The sequence below is a fragment of the Aequorivita marisscotiae genome, from assembly GCF_029814825.1.
In the GTDB taxonomy this organism is placed as follows: domain Bacteria; phylum Bacteroidota; class Bacteroidia; order Flavobacteriales; family Flavobacteriaceae; genus Aequorivita; species Aequorivita marisscotiae.
Window position 1 is genome coordinate 1342642 of the sequence record NZ_CP122379.1, and the last position, 23732, is coordinate 1366373.

The following is a 23732-nucleotide window of genomic DNA, read 5'->3' on the forward strand; positions in this document are numbered from 1 at the left end:
AAAAAATAATCATATATTTATCAAATTCATACGAAACTAACAAATCCGTCAACTTATGCGAATTAGAGAAATCAACGCCATGCGGGGACCTAACTACTGGTCTGTACGCCGTCATAAATTAATTGTAATGGTCCTAGATTTGGAGGAAATGGAAGAATTGCCATCCAATAAAATTGCCGGCTTTGGCGATAGGCTAAAAGCCATGTTTCCTACAATGTATAGCCATCGTTGCAGCGTGGGCGAGCCTGGTGGATTTTTCCAAAGAGTGGATGACGGCACTTGGATGGGGCATATTATCGAGCACATAGCTTTAGAAATTCAAACCTTGGCAGATATGGACACGGGTTTCGGAAGAACGCGCGATTATGGCGAAAAAGGCGTATATAATGTGGTATTCAGTTATATTGAAGAAAATGTGGGGCGTTATGCCGCAAAAGTTTCCGTAGCCATTTGTCAAGCATTAATTGATGGAGAAGATTACGATTTAGAACCAGATATTCAGCGAATGCGCGAAATACGCGAAGACGAACGATTGGGGCCAAGCACAGGATCCATTGTGGAAGAAGCTGAAAGTAGGGGGATTCCCTGGATTCGTCTAAATAAATACTCCCTTTGCCAACTGGGGTATGGAGCAAATCAAAAACGAATTCAGGCTACGGTTACTTCAGAAACCAGCAGTATAGGAGTTGAACTTGCGTGCGATAAAGAAGATACAAAATACCTATTGGAACAGGCTGAGGTTCTCGTGCCGCGTGGCGATATTATTGGCCGCGAAAGCAGTTTAAAAGAAGCTTGTAGCTATGTTGGCTTTCCACTGGTTGTTAAACCCGTAGGAGGAAATCACGGTCGCGGAATTACCGTTAACATAAAAAACTATGAAGACGCTTTAGTTGCATTTCACGCTGCAAAGGAAGTTTCGTCTAAAGTTATAATCGAAAAATATATAATTGGTGAAGATTATCGTGTGTTGGTAATCAACAATATTTTGGTGGCAGCCGCAAAACGCACTCCCGCCAATGTAGTGGGCGATGGTAAATCTACAATTAAAGAATTGGTTGATGTTGTTAATTTAGATCCGCGCCGAGGATACGGGCACGAAAATGTGCTCACAAAAATTACGATAAATAATTTAACGAAAACCGTTCTTGCCGCAAAAGGATATACTGAAGATTCAATCCCGCCGAAGGGTGAAATGGTAATTTTAAAAGACACAGCAAACCTGAGTACGGGCGGAACCGCCGAAGATGTTACAGATATATTGCATCCTTCAAATGTTTCCATGGTAGAACGAATTTCAAAAATAATAGATCTCGATATCTGTGGAATAGATATCATGACTACAGATATAAGTAAACCACTGGAAGAAACGGGTGGCGCTGTAATTGAAGTAAATGCCGGCCCAGGTTTTAGAATGCATTTGGCACCAACAACCGGCTTGCCCAGAAATGTTGCCGCCCCAGTTGTAGATAAACTTTTTCCGCAAGGAACAACGGGAAGGATTCCTATTATCGCAACTACAGGAACCAATGGAAAAACTACGACTACGAGGTTAATTGCCCACATGGCAAAAATGAAAGGTTATAGAGTGGGTTACACCACAAGCGACGGCGTTTACATCCAAAATAGATTGTTGATGAAAGGCGATTGTACCGGACCTGCAAGTGCAGAGTTTGTTCTCAAAGACCCAACGGTAAACTTTGCCGTTTTAGAATGTGCCCGAGGTGGTTTATTGCGCGCTGGGCTAGGTTTTAAAAAATGCGATGTTGCTATTGTTACCAATGTAGCCGCAGATCATTTGGGATTAAAGGGAATACATACTGTTGAACAACTTGCAAAAGTTAAAGGTGTAATTCCAGAAACAGTGTTGCCCGATGGATATGCTATTTTAAATGCCGATGACGATTTGGTGTATGAAATGCGAAGAAATATAAACTGTAACCTTGCCCTATTCTCTATGAATGAAGAAAATCCGCGGATTTTGGCACTTCAAAAATTGGGTGGAATTACAGCTGTGTATGAAAACGGATATGTTACACTTTGCCGCGGCACGTGGAAAATGCGCATTATGAAAGCTGAAAATATTCCCTTAACCTATGGCGGTAAAGCTACGTTTATGATTCAAAATATTCTTCCAGCTATTATTGCAGCCAATGTGCGAGGCATTAGTATTGAAGATATGAAAATGGCTTTGGAAACTTTTATTCCTTCAGCTTCCCAAACACCTGGAAGATTAAATTTATTCGAGTTTGAAAATTTCACAATCTTACTCGATTATGCGCATAATCCGGCAGGAATGCGTGCGCTTAAAAATTTCACCGATAATCTTGAAGCAACCGTTAAAGTTGGAATAATTGCCGGTGTGGGCGATAGAAGGGAAGAAGACACCAATGAATTGGGAAGTATTGCCGCCGAAATGTTCGACGAGATAATAATTCGTCAAGACAAACATTTACGTGGCAAATCTGAAGAGGCACTCATTAAAATGCTCAATGATGGCATAAAAATGAAAGACCCGAACAAAAAAACAACTATTATTCCTTCTGAAAAGGAAGCCATTACCTACGCTGTTAAAAACGCGAAAAAGGGTTCGTTGATAATTTGCTGCAGCGACGTAATCCCTGATGCTTTAGAACTTGTAACGAAATTTAAGGAGCAGGAAAGTAAAGGTGAGTTAGTTTTTGCGCAGTAAAATGCAATAGACTTCACTTCTAAAATTCAATCTTAATTTAAAAAATTAGGGTTGTTTAAAAAGTTTGATTTTATATTAGCAAAAGCACAGTAGGGAATACGAGAACATTAATTCTCAATCTTGGTCTCAACTGTGCTTTATGCTTAATATGGAATCTTATGTGCTAGATTTTTTTCAAAATTAAACTTCGTCCTTTTAAAATTCCAAATAATAGAATATAACCGTAGCAAGCAATTACTAAGAGCAAGGCCAGTTTAAATCCTATATTATCGGTAAGAAAGCCATAAGCGGGTGGAATTACAGCGCCCCCAACAATTGCCATACACAGCAATCCTGAAGCCTGTGGTTTTAAATCGCCCAATCCGTCAATTGTTAAGGCAAAAATAGTTGGAAACATTATAGAATTAAAAAGTCCTACTGCAAGAATGGACCACATAGCTAGTAAGCCCGATGTATTCATAGAAACAAACAACATTAATACCGCCAGAAACGCAAAAATTGATAGCACTTTGGTCGGTGCAATTATTTTAGTTAAATAGGCGCCAATAAACCTACCTACCATAGCCCCGCTCCAATAAAATACAACGAAGGCTCCCACAATGGCTTTGGGATCTATGGCATTTAAATCGGTGTTTAAAAGGCTTTCGGCTAGGTATTTCATTGTTTCGTTTTGCAGGATTATTTCAGAAATATTCATGCTCATAAAATAGTTTACCAAATAACTGCCAATAGCAACTTCGGCGCCTACGTACAGAAAAATACCCAAAGCCCCGAGCATCACGATTTTGTTTTTTAACAGTTTTCCATAGCCGCCCACGGGACTTTTTTCCAAAATAGTTGGTAACTTTATAAACACAAATAGAAGCGCCAATAAGCCAATAAATGCAGCTATATACAGAAACGGCACTTGTACGGCCGAAGCTTCAGAAATGTAATAAGAGCTTTTTTCTGTATCTGATAGAACCAAAATTTCTTCCGAAGATTTTATAGTATCGCTCAATAAAAATGAAGCGCCAATTAAGGGAGCAATGGCAGTTCCTAAAGAGTTGAATGCTTGCGATAAATTTAAACGGCTGGAAGCGCCATCTTCACTTCCCAACACCGAAACATACGGATTTGCAGCAACTTGCAGAATTGTAATTCCGCCAGCCAACGTAAAATAAGCAACCATAAATAACCAGAATTGCCTGTCGGCAGCTGCGGGATAAAAAAGCAAACAACCAACTGCCATAGTAACCAAACCCACAATTATTCCTTTTTGATATCCAATTCGCGAAAGCAAAGCTCCTGCAGGGACGGAAATTACCAAATACGCTAAAAAGAAAGCGAACTGAACGAGTCCTGCCTGAAAATAACTCAGCTCAAAAACATCTTTTAATCGCGGTACTAGGCTATCAACCAAAACGGTGATAAAGCCCCAAAGAAAAAAGAGGATGGTTACAGTGATAAATGCGGAGCGGAAAGATTTTTTTTCGGTCATGATTGCTTGTTGTTAAAATTACTTCTTATCGTAAAAATTCGAGGAAAAGTTTTCGTTTTTATCGTTTTGATATTTCGTTACCCAAAATCCATCGTGAATTGCAAAATATCCCGTTTCGCCCTTTTTATTCACTGCAATATAACCCACTTGAAAGTCATTGTAATTGGGGTTCTTTTTTATTATTCTTCCAATTGCTTCTTCGCAAGCTTGCTGTGGCGTTTTGCCTTGGCGCATCAATTCAACAATTAGAAAACTGCCTACGGTTTTTAAAACTTCTTCGCCAAGACCTGTTGCGGTTGCACCTCCAATTTCATTATCGATAAAAAGGCCCGAACCAATTATTGGCGAATCGCCCACTCGACCGGCCATTTTATAAGCCAGGCCACTGGTTGTGCACCCGCCTGAAATATCACCGTTTTTGTCAATAGCGAGCATTCCTATAGTATCGTGGTTTTCAATATTTATAATTGGTTTGTATTGTGAAGTTTTTTTCCATTCTTGCCAAGCTTTTTTTGAAGCGTCGGTGAGCAAATCTACTGGTTTAAATCCCTTAGCATACGCAAATTGTTCTGCTCCTTTTCCCGCCAAAATTACATGTGGGGTGTCTTCCATCACTTTTCGGGCAACGGAGATGGGATGCATAATATTTTGAAGATAAACCACAGCGCCATAATCGCCGTTCTTGTTCATAATACAGGCGTCCAAGGTTACATTTCCATCGCGATCGGGCAATCCGCCAATACCAACAGATTGTCCTTCGGCATTGGCTTCTTCAATCCTACATCCTTTTTCCACCGCATCGAGCGAAGAATTTCCTTCTTGCAAAACGCGCCAAGCTTCTGCAGTGCTATTATTTACGTTCCAAGTTGCTATTACTAGTGGAAAACCCGAAGCTTTATTTTGAGGATTTTTTTCTTCCGAGACTTCAGTTTTTATTTCCGAAGCGAAAACTGATGAGCCTACTGCAATTCCCAAAGTGGAAAGCGAAGCATTTTGAATGAATTTTCTGCGTTTCATAACATTTAAGTTTAGTTTTGATTATCGTTTCCCTTTAGTCTCGAGTCTAATTTATTTCACTTCTATTTCATCTACAAACAGCCAAGCTTTTCCGCCAAAACCCAAATGTTCTTTTGGTAAATCGCCGAAGTTTTTTGCCGTAATTTTTATGAATTGAACATTTTTATTTACATCAAATAAAATAGTTTTCGTTTTTACTTCTTCGGAAAGTTGCGCGGCATTCAGTTTTTGGATTGGCAATTGGGTAAAGTCTGTGCCATTTTCTGAAACCAGACAGATAACTTCGGTAGGAAAAAATATCCAGCTGCGCTGGTCTCTCAAAAAGTTTAGGCTAACAGATTTTACTTTCTTTTTAGAACCTAAATTAACTGTCGCTTTTAAATCTAAATCGTGATACCCTTGCCAAGTTCCCGTTCTAAAATCATTTGCCCCGTGAATGCCATCAATAAGTGCGTTTTTCCCGCCGCCGTTGTATTGATTTGCGTATTGGGTTTCTAAAGTTATGCTGAGGTTTGGGTCTATTTTGTAAAAATGTGTTGAGAGAATTTCGCTTTGTTTTTCAAAACCGTTGGAAGCGTAGGTTCTCAATTCAGTTTCTTCCGAAATTATAAACGGTTTCATATAAATTTTAAAATCCGAGCCATCTAAACTATAGAATATTTCGGATTCAGACGGAGCAATTCCTAACGAAATTTCGGTTTCATTTTTAAAAGCTACATCGCCTTTTGCAATAAATGGAGCCGGAACAATTAAATTTTCAGTGATTTCCATCTTCGGAATTTCCTTGTCTTTTGTGGCCCAATCTGAAGGCTTATCAGTCATTTTAAAAACTAAATTCCCACCCTTTACAATTTCAGAATGATTGATAAAACTTCGGTTTAAAGGGTTTCCATTTAAAGTTGCCGAAGCGATATATTTGTTCTTGTCTGAAATATTCTGAGCCTCAATTTTAAAAATTTTACCATCTTCCAAATTAATTGTGGCTTTTTCGAACAAAGGTGTTCCAATAATATATTGGTTGCTCGCGGGCGTTACAGGGTAAAAACCCATCGCACTAAAAATGTACCAAGCGCTCATTTGTCCACAATCTTCGTTTCCTGAGATTCCGTCGGGTGTATTTTGGTACAATTCATTTAAAATCCGGTGTACTTTTTCCTGTGTTTTTGCAGGTTTATTTACAAAATTGTAGAGATAGGCCATATGGTGGCTGGGCTCGTTTCCGTGTGCGTATTGACCAATGAGCCCTGTAATATCTGCCTGTTGGCGACCTGAAGTTTCTTGTTTTGCTGTAAAAAGTTTATCGAGCTGTTTTTCAAATTCGGCTTTTCCTCCCATTAAATTTATCAAACCCGAAATGTCTTGCGGCACGTAGAAACTGTATTGCCACGAATTGGCTTCGGTGTAGTTGAAATTTACTTCGTACGGGTCAAATGGCGCAAACCACGTATTGCGGAAACGGCCGCGCATAAACTTGGTTTCGGGGTCGAAAACATTTTTATAATACTGCGCTCTTTCCAAATAAATCTGGTATTCTACCATATTGCCCATCGCTTTTGCCATTTGCGCAATCGTCCAATCGTCGTAGGCATATTCCAATGTTTTTGAAACAGATTCGCTTTCTTCTTCCACCGGTATAAATCCGAATTCTTTATAGCTTTTTAAGCCTAATTTATCTTGCATGGCGCTATGCGTTATCGCTTTGAAAGCGCTATCTGCGTTAAAGCCGCGAATATCTTTTAAATACGCATCAACAATGACGGGCACGGCGTGGTAACCAATCATACAACCCGTGTAATTGGCTGCCAATGGCCAAATGGGAAGAATTCCGCCTTCGTCGTGCTTTGCCAAAAGTGAATTGATAAAATGGTTGGTGCGCTCTTGCTCAATGATAGTATATAGCGGATGTGTGGCACGATACGTGTCCCAAAGTGAAAAAACGGTATAGTTTGTAAAATCGTTGGATTGATGAATTTTTAAATCCATTCCGCGGTAGCGTCCGTCCATATCTTGATACAAATTTGGCGCTAGCATTGTGTGATAAAGCGCGGTGTAAAAAATGGTTTTTTGATCTTTGTTTTCGGTGTCGATTTCAATTTTCTCAAGTTGGTTTTCCCAAGCAGTTTCGGCTTCGGATTTTATTTGCTGAAAAGTTTTATTGCCGATTTCAACTTCCAGATTTTTCTTGGCACCGGCTTCATCTACTGCGGAAATTGCTATTTTTATTTCCAACTCGTTTCCTTCGGAAGGGTCAAATTCAAAAGCAGCTATTACCTTCTCGCCTTTGGTTTTAGCGTTTAAATAAGTAATACTTTTATAGGGTCGTGAAAACTGAATGTTATAAAAAAGCCGTTGATCTTTAGCCCAAGCATCAGAATGCCGATGACCCGAAATCTCCGTATTTGAAAGCACTTTTACTTCAGAACTTAAAACTTTGTCGCGATGATCTAAATCGAGAATTACTATTTGTTTTGAATTTTTCGGGAAGGAATAGTGATGCATTCCGCTTCTTTCGGAAACGGTGAGCTTTACTTCAATATTGGTTTCATCTAAAAGTACGCTGTAATAACCTGGGGAGGCAGTTTCGTTTTCGTGTGAAAAATGTGCGCGATAACCCTTTTTCCGATCGTCACCATTGTTGAAATTAATAGCGTTTGTAGGCATTAACAAAACATCGCCATAATCGCTAACACCAGTACCGCTTAAATGAGTGTGCGAAAATCCGTAAATATATTGGTCGCTATAATGATAGCCACTGCATCCGTCCCAGCCCTCTAAACGCGTATCGGGGCTCAGTTGCATCATTCCGTAAGGCATCGAAGCGCCCGGATAAGTGTGGCCGTGCCCACCCGTACCAATAAATGGATTTACAAAGGAGATTAGTTTTTCAGAAGAAGATTGCTGTGAAAAACAGAAAATAGTACTTACAAAAAATAGCAGGGAGAAAATGTTTCGCATTATAAAAAAATATTGGGAAAAGATACTAAAACCGTTAAAATAAAGTGAACAGTAGTTTCAATTTTTTGAAACATACTATCTTTAAAAATTCTATTTATACTATGCGTTGGTTCATTTTTATTCTCTTTTACATTCTTGTTGATATTTATGCCTTTCAGGCAGTAAAAACTATTACGAAAAGTCCGTGGTTGTACGGGTTGTACGTTTTTATTTCATTGGCTGTTTTGGCGGCACTTATTTATCAACTTTCTACTTTGGGTGCTGGCAGGGTATTGGATGTAAATGCTATGTATGTTTTTGGTGTTTTTATCGCGGTTTTTATTCCAAAATTAATCGTGGTTATTTTTATGTTTGGGGAAGATATTGTCAGGTTTTTTACTGGAATTTTTATGAAAGTGGCAGGCAGTAGCGATGCGCCATTTATGGGTTCACGAAGAAAATTTGTAAGCACTATTGCCCTGGGAATTGCGGCTATTCCTTTTGCATCGTTGCTCTATGGCATGTTTCAAGGAAAATATAATTATAAAGTCTTAAAATACGCTTTGGAATTTGATGACCTTCCCGAAGCTTTTGACGGGTTTACACTCACACAAATTAGCGACATTCACAGTGGTAGTTTTGACAATCATCACAAAGTAGAATATGCTGTAAATCTTATAAACGAACAGCAGAGCGATGTAATTTTGTTTACCGGCGATTTAGTAAATAACCTTGCCGATGAAATGGACGAGTGGAAAAATCTTTTTTCTACCTTATCAGCACCGCAGGGTGTTTTTTCGGTTTTGGGAAATCATGATTACGGCGATTATGTAAAGTGGAACAGTGCTAAAGAACAAGCCCAAAATTTGGAAAAACTGAAAATGATTCAAAAAGAAATGGGCTGGAATTTATTGCTTAATGAAAATAGATATATTGAAAGGGACGGACAGAAGATAGCTGTTGTTGGCGTAGAAAATTGGGGCCTTAACGGATTTAAGCAAGCTGGAGATTTGGACAAAGCAGTTGCAGGAATCTCAGATGCAGACTTTAAAATTTTATTGAGTCACGACCCATCGCATTGGCAGGCGCAGGTAAAGGAGGATGGGCGTAACTTTCAGCTTACTTTAAGTGGGCACACCCACGGTATGCAATTTGGAATTGAAATTCCCGGGATTATAAAATGGAGCCCTATAAAATACAGATATGAAAATTGGGCAGGAATTTATGAAGAGCTAGGGAGATATATAAATGTAAATCGCGGTTTTGGATTTTTAGGATATCCCGGAAGGGTGGGTATTTGGCCCGAAATAACTGTTATTCAGCTTAAAAGAAAAAAACGCTTAAACGACTAATAAACGAACGAGTTCTTAATTTTTAAAACTAAAGTAAAACGAACATTTTTGAAAACTTTGGGCACTTTATAGCACTTAGGTACTTTGGGCGCTAATTTTATTATATTTGTAATACACTTACTCAACTAACATACTAGGCTAATGTCAAAATTTGGAGAATTAATTGAAACAAAAATCCCAGTTCTGTTAGATTTTTATGCAGAATGGGACGAACCTAGCAAAGAAATGCACCCCATTTTAAGAGATGTTGCGGCTGCACTTGGCGATAAGGCACGAGTTATAAAAATAGACGTTGAAAAAAATAAAGAGCTGGCCGATGCCTTGCGCGTAAAAGGGCTTCCCACCCTTATGATTTATAAAAATGGCGAAATGAAATGGCGGCAAAGTGGCGAGCAAGATGCCAATACGTTAATTGGGCTTGTGAATGAGTACGTTTAAGTGAAAATTTTAAATACTATATCGGTAAACACTTCCAGCCTTTTTCTGAAATAAACGATAGAACCTTCGGCAGTACAAAACGAAGGTTTTTTTCTGCTTTTAAACTATCGTGAAACACAATTACACTTCCCGGTTTTATATTTTTTAAAACATTTTGAAGGCATTTTTCTGCTGAAACAAATTTGTCGTAATCATAGCTTATTATAGACCACATTACAATTTTATATCCTTTTTTATGAAGTATGCTTGCCTGTTTTAAAGTTATTTTCCCGTAAGGAGGCCTAAATAATTTTGAAATCTGAATTTGGTTTTCAATATGCTTGGCACTTACATTATTAGCCATCTGTTTTTTGGCTTCCTCAACGTTTTTAATATACGTTGAGGTTTTTGTTTTCCAGCCATTTAAATGATTAAATGTATGGTTGCCCACCGAATGCTTTTCTACAATTATCCTTTGGAAAATCTCGGGGTTTTTTTGAACGTTTTCACCTATGCAAAAAAATGTGGCTTTTGCATTGTATTTTTTTAGCGTATCTAAGACCCAAGGCGTAATTTCTGGAATGGGACCATCATCAAAAGTAAGATAGATATTGTTTTTTGTATGCGAAAATGCCCAAATTCGTTCAGGGTACAACCACTGAATTAATTTGGGCATTTTTACAAAATTAAGTTGCAATTAGAATTAATTTAAGGGTGCTTCTTCTAAAATTTCATTGGTAGGTTCTTGCTGCATTTTTTCCAAAAGACTTGAATCTATAGGAATTTCAATAGTTGAATCTTTTTGAAGATCCTTATCTAAATCCATAGCTTCATCGGGCGAATAGAAGTGGCGGAACAGTTTTAAATACTCATTAAACTCTTTGGCTTCTGCGCGGCCGTATTCTTCTTTATCATATACCACGACAACCTGAACCAAACCGCGATAACGCTCCATATCGCTTATAATATCTTCAGCAATAGCACGTTGTTTATTGAATTTTAGGCTGTTGTAATACAGCAGATTCTCCTGATATTTTTCAGAAACATCTTGATAAACTTTTCGCGCTTTTTCGGGTTTGCTCAGTTCGTAATATCCAATTACAAATGGCTCTAATAACGAATAGTATTCAAAATAATCTATCGGCATTTTCTCCATTGCTAAATCGAGCACTTTTTCGGCTTTTTCTAATTTTCCTTCGTTTATAAGCGCTTCGGCAAGACGTGCGAGATTACTGCGGTAGGTTATTCCGTTTCTACGGGTTTCGGTATCGTGATAAATATCCGGACTGCCGCTATTGCCCCAATCCCAAGACATAACAATATTGTACATTTTATCGGCGTCTATTCGGCCCATATCAAAAGGACTTCTTTTGTCTAATGGCGTTTTTATTGGCACCAATTTATAAACCACACCTTCTAATTGCAGATAATCTTTCATCCACAAATAATCGTCATCTCCAAAACTTCCACCGCTAAAATAAATAGGTCGTTCCCAATTATTGTTTGCAATTATATCTAGCATCATCATTCTATTTTTGTAAATAATGTCGCCTTTAAGGTTAATATCTATATATGGTACTATACGATCTGCATCTTTTGGATCTACAATGCCATTTTTCAATACAGCCTCTTTATCTACCGGTATGCGGATTACCTTGGAAGGGAAGGTGTTTACTACCTGCCCACTCGGAAGTTCCATTTGTGTAGCCGGGCTATCGTTGGCTACAAAATTCATCCACGTTTTAATATCAATTGTATCTTTATTGGTTTTTTGAAAGATTAAGAAGTCGCGTGTACCCCATCGGTATTTTTCGTGTGTTAATTGTGATGGAATTGGATCGCTAGTAAAGGCTTTCTTCTTCATATCGTCTATATACCAATCTGTTTGGAATAGGCTTGTGTTAATAATACGCACATCCTGCCTGTATCCTTCCACATTTTGTGCATACCAAAGCGCAAAAGTGTCGTTGTCTCCAATTGTAAAAAGAATTGCGTTTTTATCGCAGGAATCTAGGTACATTTTACCCATAGACTGTGCGGTATAACGGTTGCTTCTGTCGTGGTCATCCCAGTTTTGGGTGGCGAGCAAAACGGGTGCCGCCAAGGTGGTAATTAAAAGCACCACGGGTAAGGCAATTTTAGGTTTTAAATACTCTTTGGCCAAATCAAAAAGCGCATAAACGCCATAACCTATCCACATTGCAAAAACGTAAAAACTACCAACTAACGCATAGTCACGTTCTCGCGGTTCAAAAGGGCGTTCATTTAAATAAATTTTTAGTGCTAAACCTGTGAACAGAAAAAACACAAGTAGTACCCAAAAACTTTTTTGATCGTTTTTAAAGTGAAAAACCAAACCAATTACCCCCAAAATAAGCGGTAGGAAATAGTAGGTATTTCGGGCTTTGTTTTCTTTCATATCGCTCGGCAACATATCTTGATTGCCTAGGCGCAGTTCGTCTATAAATTTAATGCCGCTTAGCCAATTGCCATGTAAATCTGTATAGCGTCCTTGAACATCGTCTTGTCTTCCGGTAAAATTCCACATAAAATAGCGCCAGTACATATATCCAAATTGAAATTCGAGCATAAATTTCATATTCTGGAAAAATGAGGGCTTTTGTATATCGAGAAATTGATTGAAATTCTTTAAAAATTTATCGTAATCAGTTTTATCAACGAGGCCTTGGTTATAAGCTTGTTTAAATTTATTTACTTCGTCAACCAATCGCGGTTCATTTAAATATTCGCTTTTAACCGAAAAGTCTAAACCGCCCGTAAATTCCATATAATTGGCAGTGTGCTCTGTGCTCCACATACGAGGCATGAACGCTTTCTGTGAATCTTCGGTGTTTTGGCCAGCATTTTTGTAATTGTTTACAATAATATATTTGCCAGTGGCTTCGTCTTTTTCATATTTGGGTTTTTCATCTTTATACGGATTGTCTTCATCTAAACCAGCATAGGTTTCAGTAAAAAGAGGTCCGTAAAACAAATGTGTTTCGGGGTATTGCTCGCGGTTGTAATACGCCAAGAGTTCGCGCGCATTGTTTGGATTATTTTCATTAATTACCGTTCCGGCATTTGCCCGAATAGGTAGCATTAACCAACTTGAAAACCCAATAAATATAAAGAGAACGCAGAGTAAAAGGGTGTTGAGCTGAACAAATCCTTTATTTCGGGTATAGCGAAGTCCATAAATAAATAGGACAATAAAGAGTAGTGCGGCAAAAATAGTTCCCGAGTTAAAAGGCAGTCCAATGTTATTGACGAAGAATAATTCTGAGGCGCTAAAAAACTTCATCGTCATTGGCAATAACAATTTAAAGATAAAAAGTAAAATTGCAACAGTGACAATATTGGCTATGATAAAATTTTTAACCGTAACTGTTTTATAGTGTTTAAAGAAATATAAAAATCCGATTGCCGGAATAGTAAGCAGCGCCATAAAGTGAACCCCGAATGACAAGCCAATAATAAATGCGATAAGAATTACCCATCGATTGCCACGTGGCTCAAACATTTCGCGTTCCCAACGCAGGGCAGTATAAAATAGAACAGACATTAAAAAAGCCGCACTAGCATAAACCTCTGCTTCTACGGCGTTAAACCAAAAACTATCAGTAAAGGTAAATGCCAGCGCTCCAACGGCTGCACTTCCAATAATTGTCATGGCCGACGTTTTGTTTATGTCTTGATGTTTCGAAATTAAATTGGACAGTAAAATAGTGAGCGACCAAAACATAAAAAGAATGGTAAATGCACTCGAAAAAACAGACATTAAATTTATGGTAAGTGCAATTTGCGAAGCATCTGCCGCAAAAATGGAGAAAAAAGCACCCAGCAATTGATATAAAGGAGCTCCCGGTGGGTGTCCGACCTCCAAATTACTGGCAGTAGTTATGTATTCGCCGGCATCCCAAAAACTAGCAGTTGGTTCAACGGTTAACCAATAGGTTGTAAGGGCAATAGCAAAGACGAGCCAACCTGTAATTTTGTTCCATTTAGTAAAATTGAAAGAACCCATAAGCACTAAAAAATTTTTATGGGACGAATTTACTAATAATATAGATAGCCCCACATATGTAAATGAGGTAACGTGCAATAAGTGACGTTATTTTCAATAATGGAGGTAATTGCAAAAAAAATGTACTTAAATTTTTAATGAAATATTTGTACAAGACAAAGTTTGTATTAAATTTGCACCTCCTAAGCTAGAAAATATTTTTAGCCGTGGTGGACGCAAGTCTATATTTATGTAAATTGGCCCATGGTGTAACTGGCAACACGTCTGGTTTTGGTCCAGAAGAGTCTAGGTTCGAGCCCTAGTGGGCCAACTTCTAAACCCTGTAATAACTTGTAAAATTGAAGTTATACAGGGTTTTTTTATTCGGTTGTTCGAACGAGTGTGAATTAAGGTTGCAAAGTATAGCTACATTGCAAAAATCAAAAGAAGTTATTTTGCTTCTTAATCTTCATCATTAAAAATAGGAATACGTTCATGCTCTAATTTCCAAGTAAATTTTTTTTCGCTCTTTCTGTCCATATTAAAAACCGAATAATAGCGCAGCAATAGCGTGCTGTCTTTAGCGTCATTGGTTATTGGCACTAAGGAGTCTGACATGTTGCTTTTGTGGATTGCAAAACGATTAACGGGTTGTTTCCAAACGGAGTCTTTATAAACAAAGACGTAGTATTCATTAAAATTGGTATCCTTCAATTTAGCATTTACAAGCAACACATCGTTCTTAAAATTCGTGAGTTTTAATAGTTTCATCTCTGCTCCTATACTTTCAGGAATAGGTATTGAAGGAAGTTTTGATTTCTCAAAACCAATTAACGTTATTTGTTTAGTGGTGTCAATATTTTTAATATAAGCATAAACAGAATCGGTATTCCCTATAAAATCTGCTTTCAGGGCGCTTTCGGGAATATTTGGTTTTTCCTCAACCGCAATAGTAGATTTCTCTGGTATTACCACCAATTTTGGTTCTTTATCTTTAGGTATTTGATTGCAACCTAATAAAATTACACAAAATCCTAGGGGTAGTAGTTTCATTTAAATTTTAAAAGTTATAACCGGCATATTGGCGTGGTTTACCATATCTTCACTAATGCTGCCGTTAAAAAAATGCGATATACCTTTGCGGCCATGAGTGCCCATCCCTATAAGTTGTGCATTTATGTGGTTGGCAAAATTGAGGATGCCTTTTTCTACTGAGTTATCGTTAAAAATATTAAGCGTGTAATTTTCTACGCCCATTCCGCGAACAAAGTTTTCCATTATTTTTTGGGCTTCAACAGATGTATGAAAGTTACCGGGTGTGTTTACAAAGAGCAGGTGCATTTTGGCACCCACTTTTTTAGCAAATTTTTGTGCCTTGTCTAGTGCGCCCCGTCCATCTTCAGAAAAATCTGTAGCAAAAATAAAATCGTTTACCTTAAAATCGGGATGATTATTCTTTATAACCAATACAGGAATTTTGGAGGTGCGAACTACCTTTTCGGTATTGCTTCCCACAAACATTTCTTTAAAACCGCTTGCACCAGTAGAGCCCATTACAATTAAATCTATATTGTTTTTGGCGCAAGTTGTTTCAATATCTTCGTAAATCTCGTCGTGGCCTATGGTTTCATACAGCGTAATACCTTGCAAATAGGGTTTTTGCCTGAGTTCGCTAAATCGTTTTTCCACAAGTTTAATAAAGAAAAGTGACTCCGGAAGATTGCCCGAATCGCTCGAAGTTGCCAGATGAAGCGGCATTTCCATAGAGTGAAGAACATATATTTCGCTATTGTGCTTTTTTGCCAAAGTAATGGCCACTTTTAATGCGTTTTCCGCCTGTTCGGAAAAATCTGTCGGTACTAAGATACGTTTCATAGAAGGTTGGTTAATTATTAGAACCCTTAAATTACAAAATAAATCCTTTGCGCTTGGTTTTTATAATATTAAAAAATATAGTATATTTGCACCGAATTTGATACGAAAATATCTGAGGGGACTAAAGTCCCCTCTTTTTATAGCTAAAAATGATGCGGGAAAAAGTAGCACAACTGCTTAAAAGTGCACTGGACGAAAACAAATCACTGTTTCTGATTGACCTAAATATTTCTGAAGACAACCAAATACGGGTCATCCTTGACGGCGATAGTGGTGTAACGGTGGAAGACTGTATTGCGGTTAGCCGCCAGATTGAGCACAATTTAGATAGAGAAGAATACGATTTTTCCTTAGAAGTAATGTCTGCCGGTATTTCAGAGCCCCTAACCATGCCCCGACAATACAAAAAAAATATAGGAAGAACCCTAAAAATAAGAACCAAAAACGACGAAAAAATTGAAGGCGAATTAACCACTGCCAACGAAGAAAGCTGTACCCTTACTTGGACTGCACGCGAACCAAAACCTGTTGGAAAAGGTAAAATTACCGTTCAAAAAGAGGCAACATTGCCTTATAAAGATATTATGGAAGCAAAAGTGATGATAACATTTTAATTGAATTGATATGGAAAACTTAGCACTAATCGATTCTTTCTCGGAATTTAAAGACGACAAACAAATAGACAGAGTAACGCTTATGGCGATACTTGAAGACGTTTTCAGAAACGCGCTAAAAAAGAAATACGGAAGCGATGATAACTTTGATATTATTGTAAACCCAGATAAGGGCGATCTTGAAATATGGAGAAACCGTGTAGTTGTAGCCGATGGTGAAGTGGAAGATCCAAACGAGGAAATTTCAATAAGCGAAGCTCGAAAAATTGAGCCAGATTTTGAAATTGGTGAAGATGTTTCTGAAGAAGTAAAATTAATAGATCTTGGCCGTCGTTCAATATTGGCACTGCGCCAAAACCTTATTTCAAAAATTCACGAGCACGACAATACCATAATATATAAGCAGTTTAAAGATCTTGAAGGTGAAATTTACACCGCAGAGGTACATCATATTCGCCACCGTGCCGTTATTTTGTTAGACGACGATGGTAATGAAATTATTCTTCCAAAGGAAAAGCAAATTCCTTCAGATTTCTTTCGTAAAGGAGACAATGTTCGTGGAATAATTGAAAGTGTAGATTTAAAAGGAAACAAGCCTGCAATCATTATGAGCCGCGCAGCGCCAATTTTCCTTGAAAAATTATTCGAGCAGGAAATCCCGGAAGTTTTTGACGGTTTAATCACGGTTAAAAAAGTAGTACGTATCCCAGGAGAAAAAGCAAAAGTTGCCGTAGATTCATACGATGATCGAATAGATCCCGTAGGAGCCTGTGTAGGTATGAAAGGTTCTAGAATTCACGGGATAGTACGCGAATTGGGCAATGAAAATATAGACGTAATAAACTACACCAGCAACCTTACCTTGTTTATAACCCGAGCGCTGAGCCCTGCAAAAGTTACCTCGGTGAAAATTGATGAAGAAAAAAAACGTGCCGAAGTTATTCTTCGCCCAGAAGAAGTAAGTAAAGCAATTGGTCGCGGGGGTCACAACATACGTCTTGCCGGACAATTAACAGGTTACGAAATAGATGTGCTTCGCGAAGGTGCCGAAGAAGATGTAGAGTTATCAGAATTCTCTGACGAAATTGAAGGTTGGATTATTCAAGAATTTCATAAAATTGGGCTGGATACAGCAAAAAGCGTCTTGGAACACGACATCAACGATTTGGTAAAACGTACCGATCTTGAAGAAGAAACAATTCGCGATGTAATAAATATATTAAAAGAAGAATTTGAAGAGTAGTTGAAACTTTAACTACTTTTATACAAATTTTTTAAAAAGACAAAACAGGAAAAAGCATTTATGGCTGAAGTAAAGACAAAAAGACTAAGTCAGGTATTACGTGAATTCAATATCTCGTTAGATCGTGCCGTGGAATTTTTAAGCTCCAAAGGGTTCGATGTGGACGCAAGTCCCAATACCAAAATAACAGGTGATGAATACGAAGTTCTTTTTGAAGAGTTTGAAACCGACAAAAGTAAAAAAGTAGCATCTAAGGAAGTAGGCGAGGAAAAACGCAAAGAAAAGGAAGAATTACGCCTTGAGCGCGAGCGCGAGCTAGAAGAAAAGCAAAAAAAGGAAGAAGCTTCGCGCGTTATTAGAGCTGGAGCAAAATTGGACGGTCCAAAGCAAGTAGGGAAAATTGACCTTGCAACTGGAAAACCCAAAAAAGATGAGCCTAAAGCCGAAGAGAAACCCGCGGCAGCAAAAGAAGAAAAAGTTGAAGCAGAAAAGGTTGAAAAACCAGCTGCGGAAACATCTCCAGTAAAAGAAGAGACGGCGAAAGAAAAGGTTAAGGAGGAGAAGCCAAAGGAAGAAAAAGTTGTAGAGGCGCCAAAAGAAGAAAAGAGTAAAAAAGAAAAACCGAAAGCAGATACAACGGCTAAAGCTATAGAAAAGGAGCCAGCTAAAGAAGCTCCTGTCCAAAAAGCTGAAACCCCAAAAGAAGCGGAAAAAACCGAATCTCCGAAAGAATCAGATACCGTTACTACACAATACCGCAAGCTTGAAGGCCCTAACTTTACAGGCCAAAAAATAGACCTTACCCAGTTTAAAAAACCGGAGAAGAAAAAAGATTCAAAAAGCGACGATAAGAAAAACGTTAAAGGTAAAAGACGCCGTATAAGTAAGGATGCCTCAAAACCTGGAGGCAATAATTTTAGAGATAAGCGCGGAGCAGGACCTGGGTCTGGAAACAGAAAAGGACGAAGCAATACGCCAAAAGAAGAGCCAAGCGAAGAAGAAGTACAAAAACAAGTTCGCGAAACTTTAGAAAAACTGCAAGGAAAGTCTTCTAAAGGTAAAGGTGCTAAATACCGTCGTGAAAAACGAGATACGCACCGTCAAAAAACCGATGAGCTTGCACAACAAGAGGCCGATAACAAGCTTATTAAAGTTACCGAATTTGTTACCGCAAGTGAAATGGCAACCATGATGGAAGTGCCCGTTACCAAAATTATCTCGGCTTGTATGAGTTTGGGTATGATGGTAACTATGAACCAGCGTCTTGATGCCGAAACTTTAAGTATTGTTGCAGATGAATTTGGTTACGAATTAGAATTTGTAACAGCAGACCTCGAAGAATCTATAGATCGCGAAATTGATGCGCCAGAAGATTTGGAAGATCGCGCACCTATTGTAACGGTAATGGGTCACGTAGATCACGGTAAAACTTCGCTATTGGATTATATACGTAAAGAAAACGTAATTGCAGGTGAATCTGGAGGTATAACACAACATATTGGAGCCTATGGAGTTGAATTGGAAGGTGGCCAAAAGATTGCATTTTTAGATACACCCGGTCACGAGGCGTTTACTGCTATGCGTGCTCGTGGAGCACAAGTTACCGACGTTGCCATTATTGTGGTTGCTGCGGACGACGACATTATGCCACAAACAAAAGAGGCAATTAGCCACGCGCAAGCAGCGGGTGTGCCAATAGTTTTTGCAATTAATAAAATAGATAAACCTACCGCAAATCCTGAAAAAATTAAAGAAGGTCTGGCTCAAATGAATTTGCTGGTTGAAGATTGGGGTGGAAAGATTCAGTCGCAGGATATATCGGCAAAAACAGGTAATGGTGTAAAGGAATTACTGGAAAAAGTATTGCTTGAAGCCGAACTACTTGAACTAAAAGCAAACCCAGATCGTCAGGCAAACGGTACAATTGTAGAAGCATTCTTAGACAAAGGTCGAGGGTATGTATCTACCGTTTTGGTGCAAGGTGGTACATTAAAAGTTGGAGACTACGTACTCGCAGGACAGCACAGCGGTAAAGTAAGAGCTATGCAAGATGAGCGTGGCAAGAATGTAAAAGAGGCTGGGCCATCAACGCCAGTGTCTGTGCTTGGTCTTGACGGAGCACCGCAAGCGGGCGATAAATTTAATGTTTTTGACGACGAACGTGAGGCCAAGAGTATTGCCACAAAACGCACCCAACTGCAACGAGAGCAGTCTGTACGAACACAGCGCCATATTACGTTAGACGAAATAGGAAGACGTATTGCCTTAGGTGAATTTAAAGAACTCAACATAATTCTAAAAGGTGATGTTGATGGTTCTGTTGAAGCATTAACAGATTCATTCCAGAAATTATCTACTGAAGAAATACAAGTAAATATTATTCATAAAGCGGTTGGCCCAATTACCGAAAGCGATGTGCTGCTAGCATCAGCTTCAGACGCAATTATTATTGGTTTCAACGTTCGCCCTATGGGTAATGCGCGCCAGATTGCCGATAAAGAAGAAATAGATATCCGTACATACTCCATTATTTACGATGCTATAAACGATCTAAAAGATGCAATGGAAGGTATGCTTTCTCCAGAAATGAAAGAAGAAATTACTGGAACAGCAGAAATTCGTGAAACTTTCAAGATATCGAAAGTAGGTACAATTGCAGGTTGTATGGTATTGACCGGAAAAATTTTCCGAAATTCTGGAATTCGTCTAATTCGCGAAGGAGTGGTAGTTTACACAGGTGAACTGGCTTCCTTAAAACGATTTAAAGACGATGTTAAAGAGGTGTCTAAAGGATACGATTGTGGTATTCAAATTAAAAACTACAACGATATTTATGAAAATGACATTATCGAAGCATTCCAGGAGGTTGCTGTAAAGAAAAAATTAAAATAATCTATTCCTGAGTTCTATATTAAAGCGACCTGAAAGTGAATATTTTCGGGTCGTTTTTGTTTAGAATCCGCACTGTTTTTTTTAGCCTCCTGTAACATTCAGTTTTTTTTGGTGTCTATTAAGAAAACCAAACCAAATGAATTTTGCGCTATACAGGCTTTGCTTTACCACATTCCTGCTTTTTAATTTTGTAGCCCTTTCGCAAACAAAGGATAGCATTCCACGGAAAAAAATTACCATTCCGCGTATAGTTGAAGCACCAAAAATTGATGGCGTATTAAACGATGCAGCTTGGCAAAATGCTCCAATCGCAACCAATTTTGTAGAAAGACAACCCAATAACGGAAAGCCAATTCCCGATAGTTTACAAACCGATGTAAAAATTGTTTATGACGATTTGGGTATTTATTTTGGCGCAACCTTGAAAGATCCAGAACCGGATAAAATTTTAAAGGAACTTACCGAAAGAGACGGTATTGGAAACGACGATTTCTTCTTTGTACTTTTAAATGGGTATAACGACAGGCAACAAAGTTTGCAATTTATTGTTACGGCAGCCGGGGTGCAATACGATGCAAAAATGACTAATGGCAATGAAGACAGTTCTTGGAATGGAATCTGGTACAGTGCTGTAAAAATTAACGAGAACGGCTGGGTAGCCGAAATGTTTATTCCGTATTCCGAAATTCGTTTTCCCAATAAAAGTGTGCAGGTTTGGGGGTTAAATATGGAGCGTGAATTTAGACGAAAACGAACCAGATATTCCTGGAGCCCGATTGATAATTCAAAAGGAGCCTATTCTATCTACGATGGCGAAATCTATGGCATTGAAAATGTACAAGCGCCCACCCGACTGTCTTTTCAACCATATTTGTCGGCTTATGTAAATGATTATGATGGAAAAACTGAAACAATATTAAACGGCGGTATGGACCTAAAATACGGTATAAACGATGCGTTTACCCTAGATATGGTTTTAATTCCGGATTTTGGACAGTCTAAATTTGATGCCGAGGTTTTAAACCTTTCTGCCTTCGAAACCCAATACGAGGAAAATCGCGGATTCTTTACCGAAGGAACCGAGCTATTTACAAAGGGAAATCTCTTTTATTCGCGAAGAGTAGGTGGTAATCCTTCTAAATACCCAAATCTTTCCGAGAGTGAGGAAATTAAAAATTATCCAACTTCGGTGGCCTTAATTAATGCATTTAAAATTTCTGGGAGAACCGATGGCAATCTAGGCATTGGTATTTTTAATGCGATTACTGAAAAGACCTATGCCGAAATTCAAGACGTAACAACCGGCGAAACAAGACGGGAAGTTGTTGAACCATTGGCCAATTACAATATCTTGGTTTTAGACCAGCGATTTGGCGATAATTCATCAATTTCATTCGTAAATACAAATGTTTTGCGCGAAGGCTATTTTCGCGATGCGAACGCTTCTGGTTTATATATGGACCTAACAAATAAAAACAACACCATTAACTATTTTGCCAATGCCGAAGGTAGTTGGGTAATGGAAGATTCTACAAAGTTTGGAATGGAAGGTAATGCCGGAATTTCAAAAATAAATGGTAGTCATCGCCTTTCGGGAGAGGTAGATTTTAGAACCCAAGATTATGATATTAATGATATGGGCTATTCAAGTGAAACGAATTATATTAGATATGGCGCGTATTACGGGTACCGTTATCTTCAACCTAAAGGCAATTTAAATAATTTGTTTTTAAACTTTAATGTAAACTACACTCGAAGGCTAAAAACCGATCTGTACAGCAATTTTCTTTTTAATTTTAATTCGAGTTTTACCACTAAGGAATATTTGGGTTTTGGGGGTGGTTTTGAAATGACGCCCTTTGGAACTAATGACTTTTACGAGCCACGAGTTAAGGGTAAATATTTGCAAGTGCCCGATTATTACAATGTTTGGGGGTGGTTTTCTACAGATTACAGAAAAAAATTGGCGTTAGATGTAAATGTAGATTGGTATAAATACAATGAAAACGGACGAGATAGATTTATTTTTGAATTGGGTCCGAAGTATCGCGTTTCAGATAAATTTAAAATGTTTTTCAATACGGCAGTAACTTTTTCAAAAAATGAAGATGGTTTTGTAGGTATTTCAAATGATGACATTATTTTCGGAAAGCGCGACAGAAATACGGTTGTGAATGCTGTAGAATCGCAATATATTTTTAATAATAAAATGGCGTTAAATTTTTCGTTCCGCCATTATTATTCCGAAGTAGCATACAGTGAATTTTTTACGTTACAGCCCAATGGGGAATTATTGGAAAATTCATTTTATTCTGAAAACCGCGATGCAACTTATAATAACTGGAATATAGACCTGCGATTTTCGTGGTGGTTTGCTCCAGGCAGCCAACTTACGCTCTTGTATAGAAATGCTATGGAAAGTTTTGTAAACGATTCGCGAATAAATTTATCAAACAATTTCAATAATCTTTTTGATAAACCTTCACTTAATAGTATTTCGTTGCGTGTAAGTTATTATTTAGATTACAACAGGATAAAAGGTTGGGTAGGCAATCGCTCAAAGGCCAATCCGGTAGGTTTTAATGATAGCAAAATACCAAGGCAGCGGAAATACGATAAATTAAAAAAATTATAGAAAATTATTTTCTGCGTTCAGGTTTTAAAATAAAAGCAGAAGAAAATGTTTTTTGTATTTCAAGCAGTGCCCTTTCTGCTTCAATTCTCGTAGAAAAGTTTCCTGCCCAAACCTTAAAGTTTGGTGTTTCGTAACCTATAGAGGCGGGCCAATTACCGTAACTGCTTCGGTATTTGCTAATAACCTGGTTGGCTTTATCCAGCTCGCCATAATATAACTGTATGGTGTATCCATCAGAAAGTTTATTGTCTTTTTCCAGATTTTTCTTTAGCTCCAGCAATTGGGTGATTTTTGAATCTGTATTTACCGTCAAGGTAGCGTTTTGTGCAATACAATCTTCAGAAAAAAAAGTGATTAAAAGACTGACTATTAAAATTTTGAAGCAGGATTGTGGATTCATAAGCTTTTTTCTTTCTTGCAAAGGTAAAACTTAATAACATTGCGGACACCCGATTTATTATTTAGAACTAATATAAATTAATAGTTAACACTTTGTTTGCATTTTCAAAATCGACTTTATAATGTACTTTTGTGCCTTTGTTTGTGGTGCAGAATCGGGATTAAGTATCCTGGAAATC

General features: G+C 38.1%; 15 protein-coding genes and 1 tRNA gene. 8 read left to right on the forward strand and 8 right to left on the reverse strand.

Annotation, left to right across the window (positions count from 1 at the left end; genetic code table 11):
* The first annotated feature begins 55 nt into the window (after nucleotides 1-55).
* Nucleotides 56-2689 (forward strand): cyanophycin synthetase, encoded by a 2634-nt coding sequence (gene cphA / locus QCQ61_RS06215; protein ID WP_279449905.1) that lies wholly within the window; start codon nucleotides 56-58, stop codon nucleotides 2687-2689.
* Nucleotides 2690-2852: 163 nt separating this feature from the next.
* Here the strand turns inward: cphA and QCQ61_RS06220 are convergent, their stop codons facing one another.
* The 3 genes from QCQ61_RS06220 to QCQ61_RS06230 are packed head-to-tail and all read right to left on the reverse strand — an operon-like array spanning nucleotide 2853 to nucleotide 8141.
* Nucleotides 2853-4169, reverse strand: a complete 1317-nt coding sequence (locus QCQ61_RS06220) for a sugar MFS transporter (protein ID WP_279449906.1) — start codon at nucleotides 4167-4169, stop codon at nucleotides 2853-2855.
* Between the two features lie 18 nt (nucleotides 4170-4187).
* Nucleotides 4188-5186, reverse strand: a complete 999-nt coding sequence (locus tag QCQ61_RS06225) for an isoaspartyl peptidase/L-asparaginase family protein (RefSeq protein ID WP_279449907.1) — start codon at nucleotides 5184-5186, stop codon at nucleotides 4188-4190.
* A gap of 51 nt (nucleotides 5187-5237) precedes the next feature.
* Entirely contained in the window at nucleotides 5238-8141 is a 2904-nt protein-coding gene (locus QCQ61_RS06230) for a GH92 family glycosyl hydrolase (RefSeq protein ID WP_279449908.1), read from the reverse strand.
* Between the two features lie 101 nt (nucleotides 8142-8242).
* Between QCQ61_RS06230 and QCQ61_RS06235 the strand changes: the two genes are divergently transcribed.
* Both QCQ61_RS06235 and QCQ61_RS06240 read left to right on the forward strand, forming a co-directional pair.
* The gene (locus QCQ61_RS06235; protein ID WP_279449909.1) at nucleotides 8243-9472 is read left to right on the forward strand and encodes a metallophosphoesterase; all 1230 of its coding nucleotides are present in this window, start codon (nucleotides 8243-8245) and stop codon (nucleotides 9470-9472) included.
* 141 nt (nucleotides 9473-9613) lie between these two features.
* On the forward strand, nucleotides 9614-9910 hold the full coding sequence (locus tag QCQ61_RS06240) for a thioredoxin family protein (protein WP_279449910.1): 297 nt from the start codon (nucleotides 9614-9616) through the stop codon (nucleotides 9908-9910).
* Nucleotides 9911-9926: 16 nt separating this feature from the next.
* Here QCQ61_RS06240 and QCQ61_RS06245 read toward each other — a convergent pair whose 3' ends face one another.
* Both QCQ61_RS06245 and QCQ61_RS06250 read right to left on the reverse strand, forming a co-directional pair.
* Entirely contained in the window at nucleotides 9927-10565 is a 639-nt protein-coding gene (locus tag QCQ61_RS06245) for a polysaccharide deacetylase family protein (protein WP_279449911.1), read from the reverse strand.
* A 27-nt stretch (nucleotides 10566-10592) separates the two neighbouring features.
* Entirely contained in the window at nucleotides 10593-13916 is a 3324-nt protein-coding gene (locus QCQ61_RS06250) for a protein O-mannosyl-transferase family (RefSeq protein ID WP_279449912.1), read from the reverse strand.
* 237 nt (nucleotides 13917-14153) lie between these two features.
* Here QCQ61_RS06250 and QCQ61_RS06255 point away from each other — a divergent pair.
* Nucleotides 14154-14226 (forward strand) — tRNA-Gln (locus QCQ61_RS06255).
* A gap of 131 nt (nucleotides 14227-14357) precedes the next feature.
* Here the strand turns inward: QCQ61_RS06255 and QCQ61_RS06260 are convergent.
* Together QCQ61_RS06260 and QCQ61_RS06265 are read right to left on the reverse strand one after the other, a co-directional pair.
* Nucleotides 14358-14948, reverse strand: a complete 591-nt coding sequence (locus QCQ61_RS06260) for a hypothetical protein (protein WP_279449913.1) — start codon at nucleotides 14946-14948, stop codon at nucleotides 14358-14360.
* Nucleotides 14949-15770, reverse strand: a complete 822-nt coding sequence (locus QCQ61_RS06265) for a universal stress protein (RefSeq protein ID WP_279449914.1) — start codon at nucleotides 15768-15770, stop codon at nucleotides 14949-14951. It lies immediately after the preceding gene.
* A gap of 149 nt (nucleotides 15771-15919) precedes the next feature.
* On the opposite strand from QCQ61_RS06265, the gene rimP reads away from it, so the two are divergent.
* The 4 genes from rimP to QCQ61_RS06285 all read left to right on the forward strand — a co-directional run bounded on the left by rimP (nucleotide 15920) and on the right by QCQ61_RS06285 (nucleotide 23154).
* A complete protein-coding gene (gene rimP, locus QCQ61_RS06270) occupies nucleotides 15920-16384 on the forward strand; it encodes a ribosome assembly cofactor RimP (RefSeq protein ID WP_279449915.1) in 465 nt (154 codons plus the stop codon).
* A 10-nt stretch (nucleotides 16385-16394) separates the two neighbouring features.
* Nucleotides 16395-17627, forward strand: a complete 1233-nt coding sequence (nusA, locus tag QCQ61_RS06275; RefSeq protein WP_279449916.1) for a transcription termination factor NusA — start codon at nucleotides 16395-16397, stop codon at nucleotides 17625-17627.
* Between the two features lie 60 nt (nucleotides 17628-17687).
* A complete protein-coding gene (gene infB / locus QCQ61_RS06280; protein WP_279449917.1) occupies nucleotides 17688-20519 on the forward strand; it encodes a translation initiation factor IF-2 in 2832 nt (943 codons plus the stop codon).
* A 136-nt stretch (nucleotides 20520-20655) separates the two neighbouring features.
* A complete protein-coding gene (locus tag QCQ61_RS06285) occupies nucleotides 20656-23154 on the forward strand; it encodes a DUF5916 domain-containing protein (RefSeq protein ID WP_279449918.1) in 2499 nt (832 codons plus the stop codon).
* A 4-nt stretch (nucleotides 23155-23158) separates the two neighbouring features.
* On the opposite strand, the gene QCQ61_RS06290 is transcribed toward QCQ61_RS06285, so the two are convergent.
* Nucleotides 23159-23554 (reverse strand): SPOR domain-containing protein, encoded by a 396-nt coding sequence (locus QCQ61_RS06290; RefSeq protein ID WP_279449919.1) that lies wholly within the window; start codon nucleotides 23552-23554, stop codon nucleotides 23159-23161.
* Nucleotides 23555-23732: the final 178 nt, after the last annotated feature.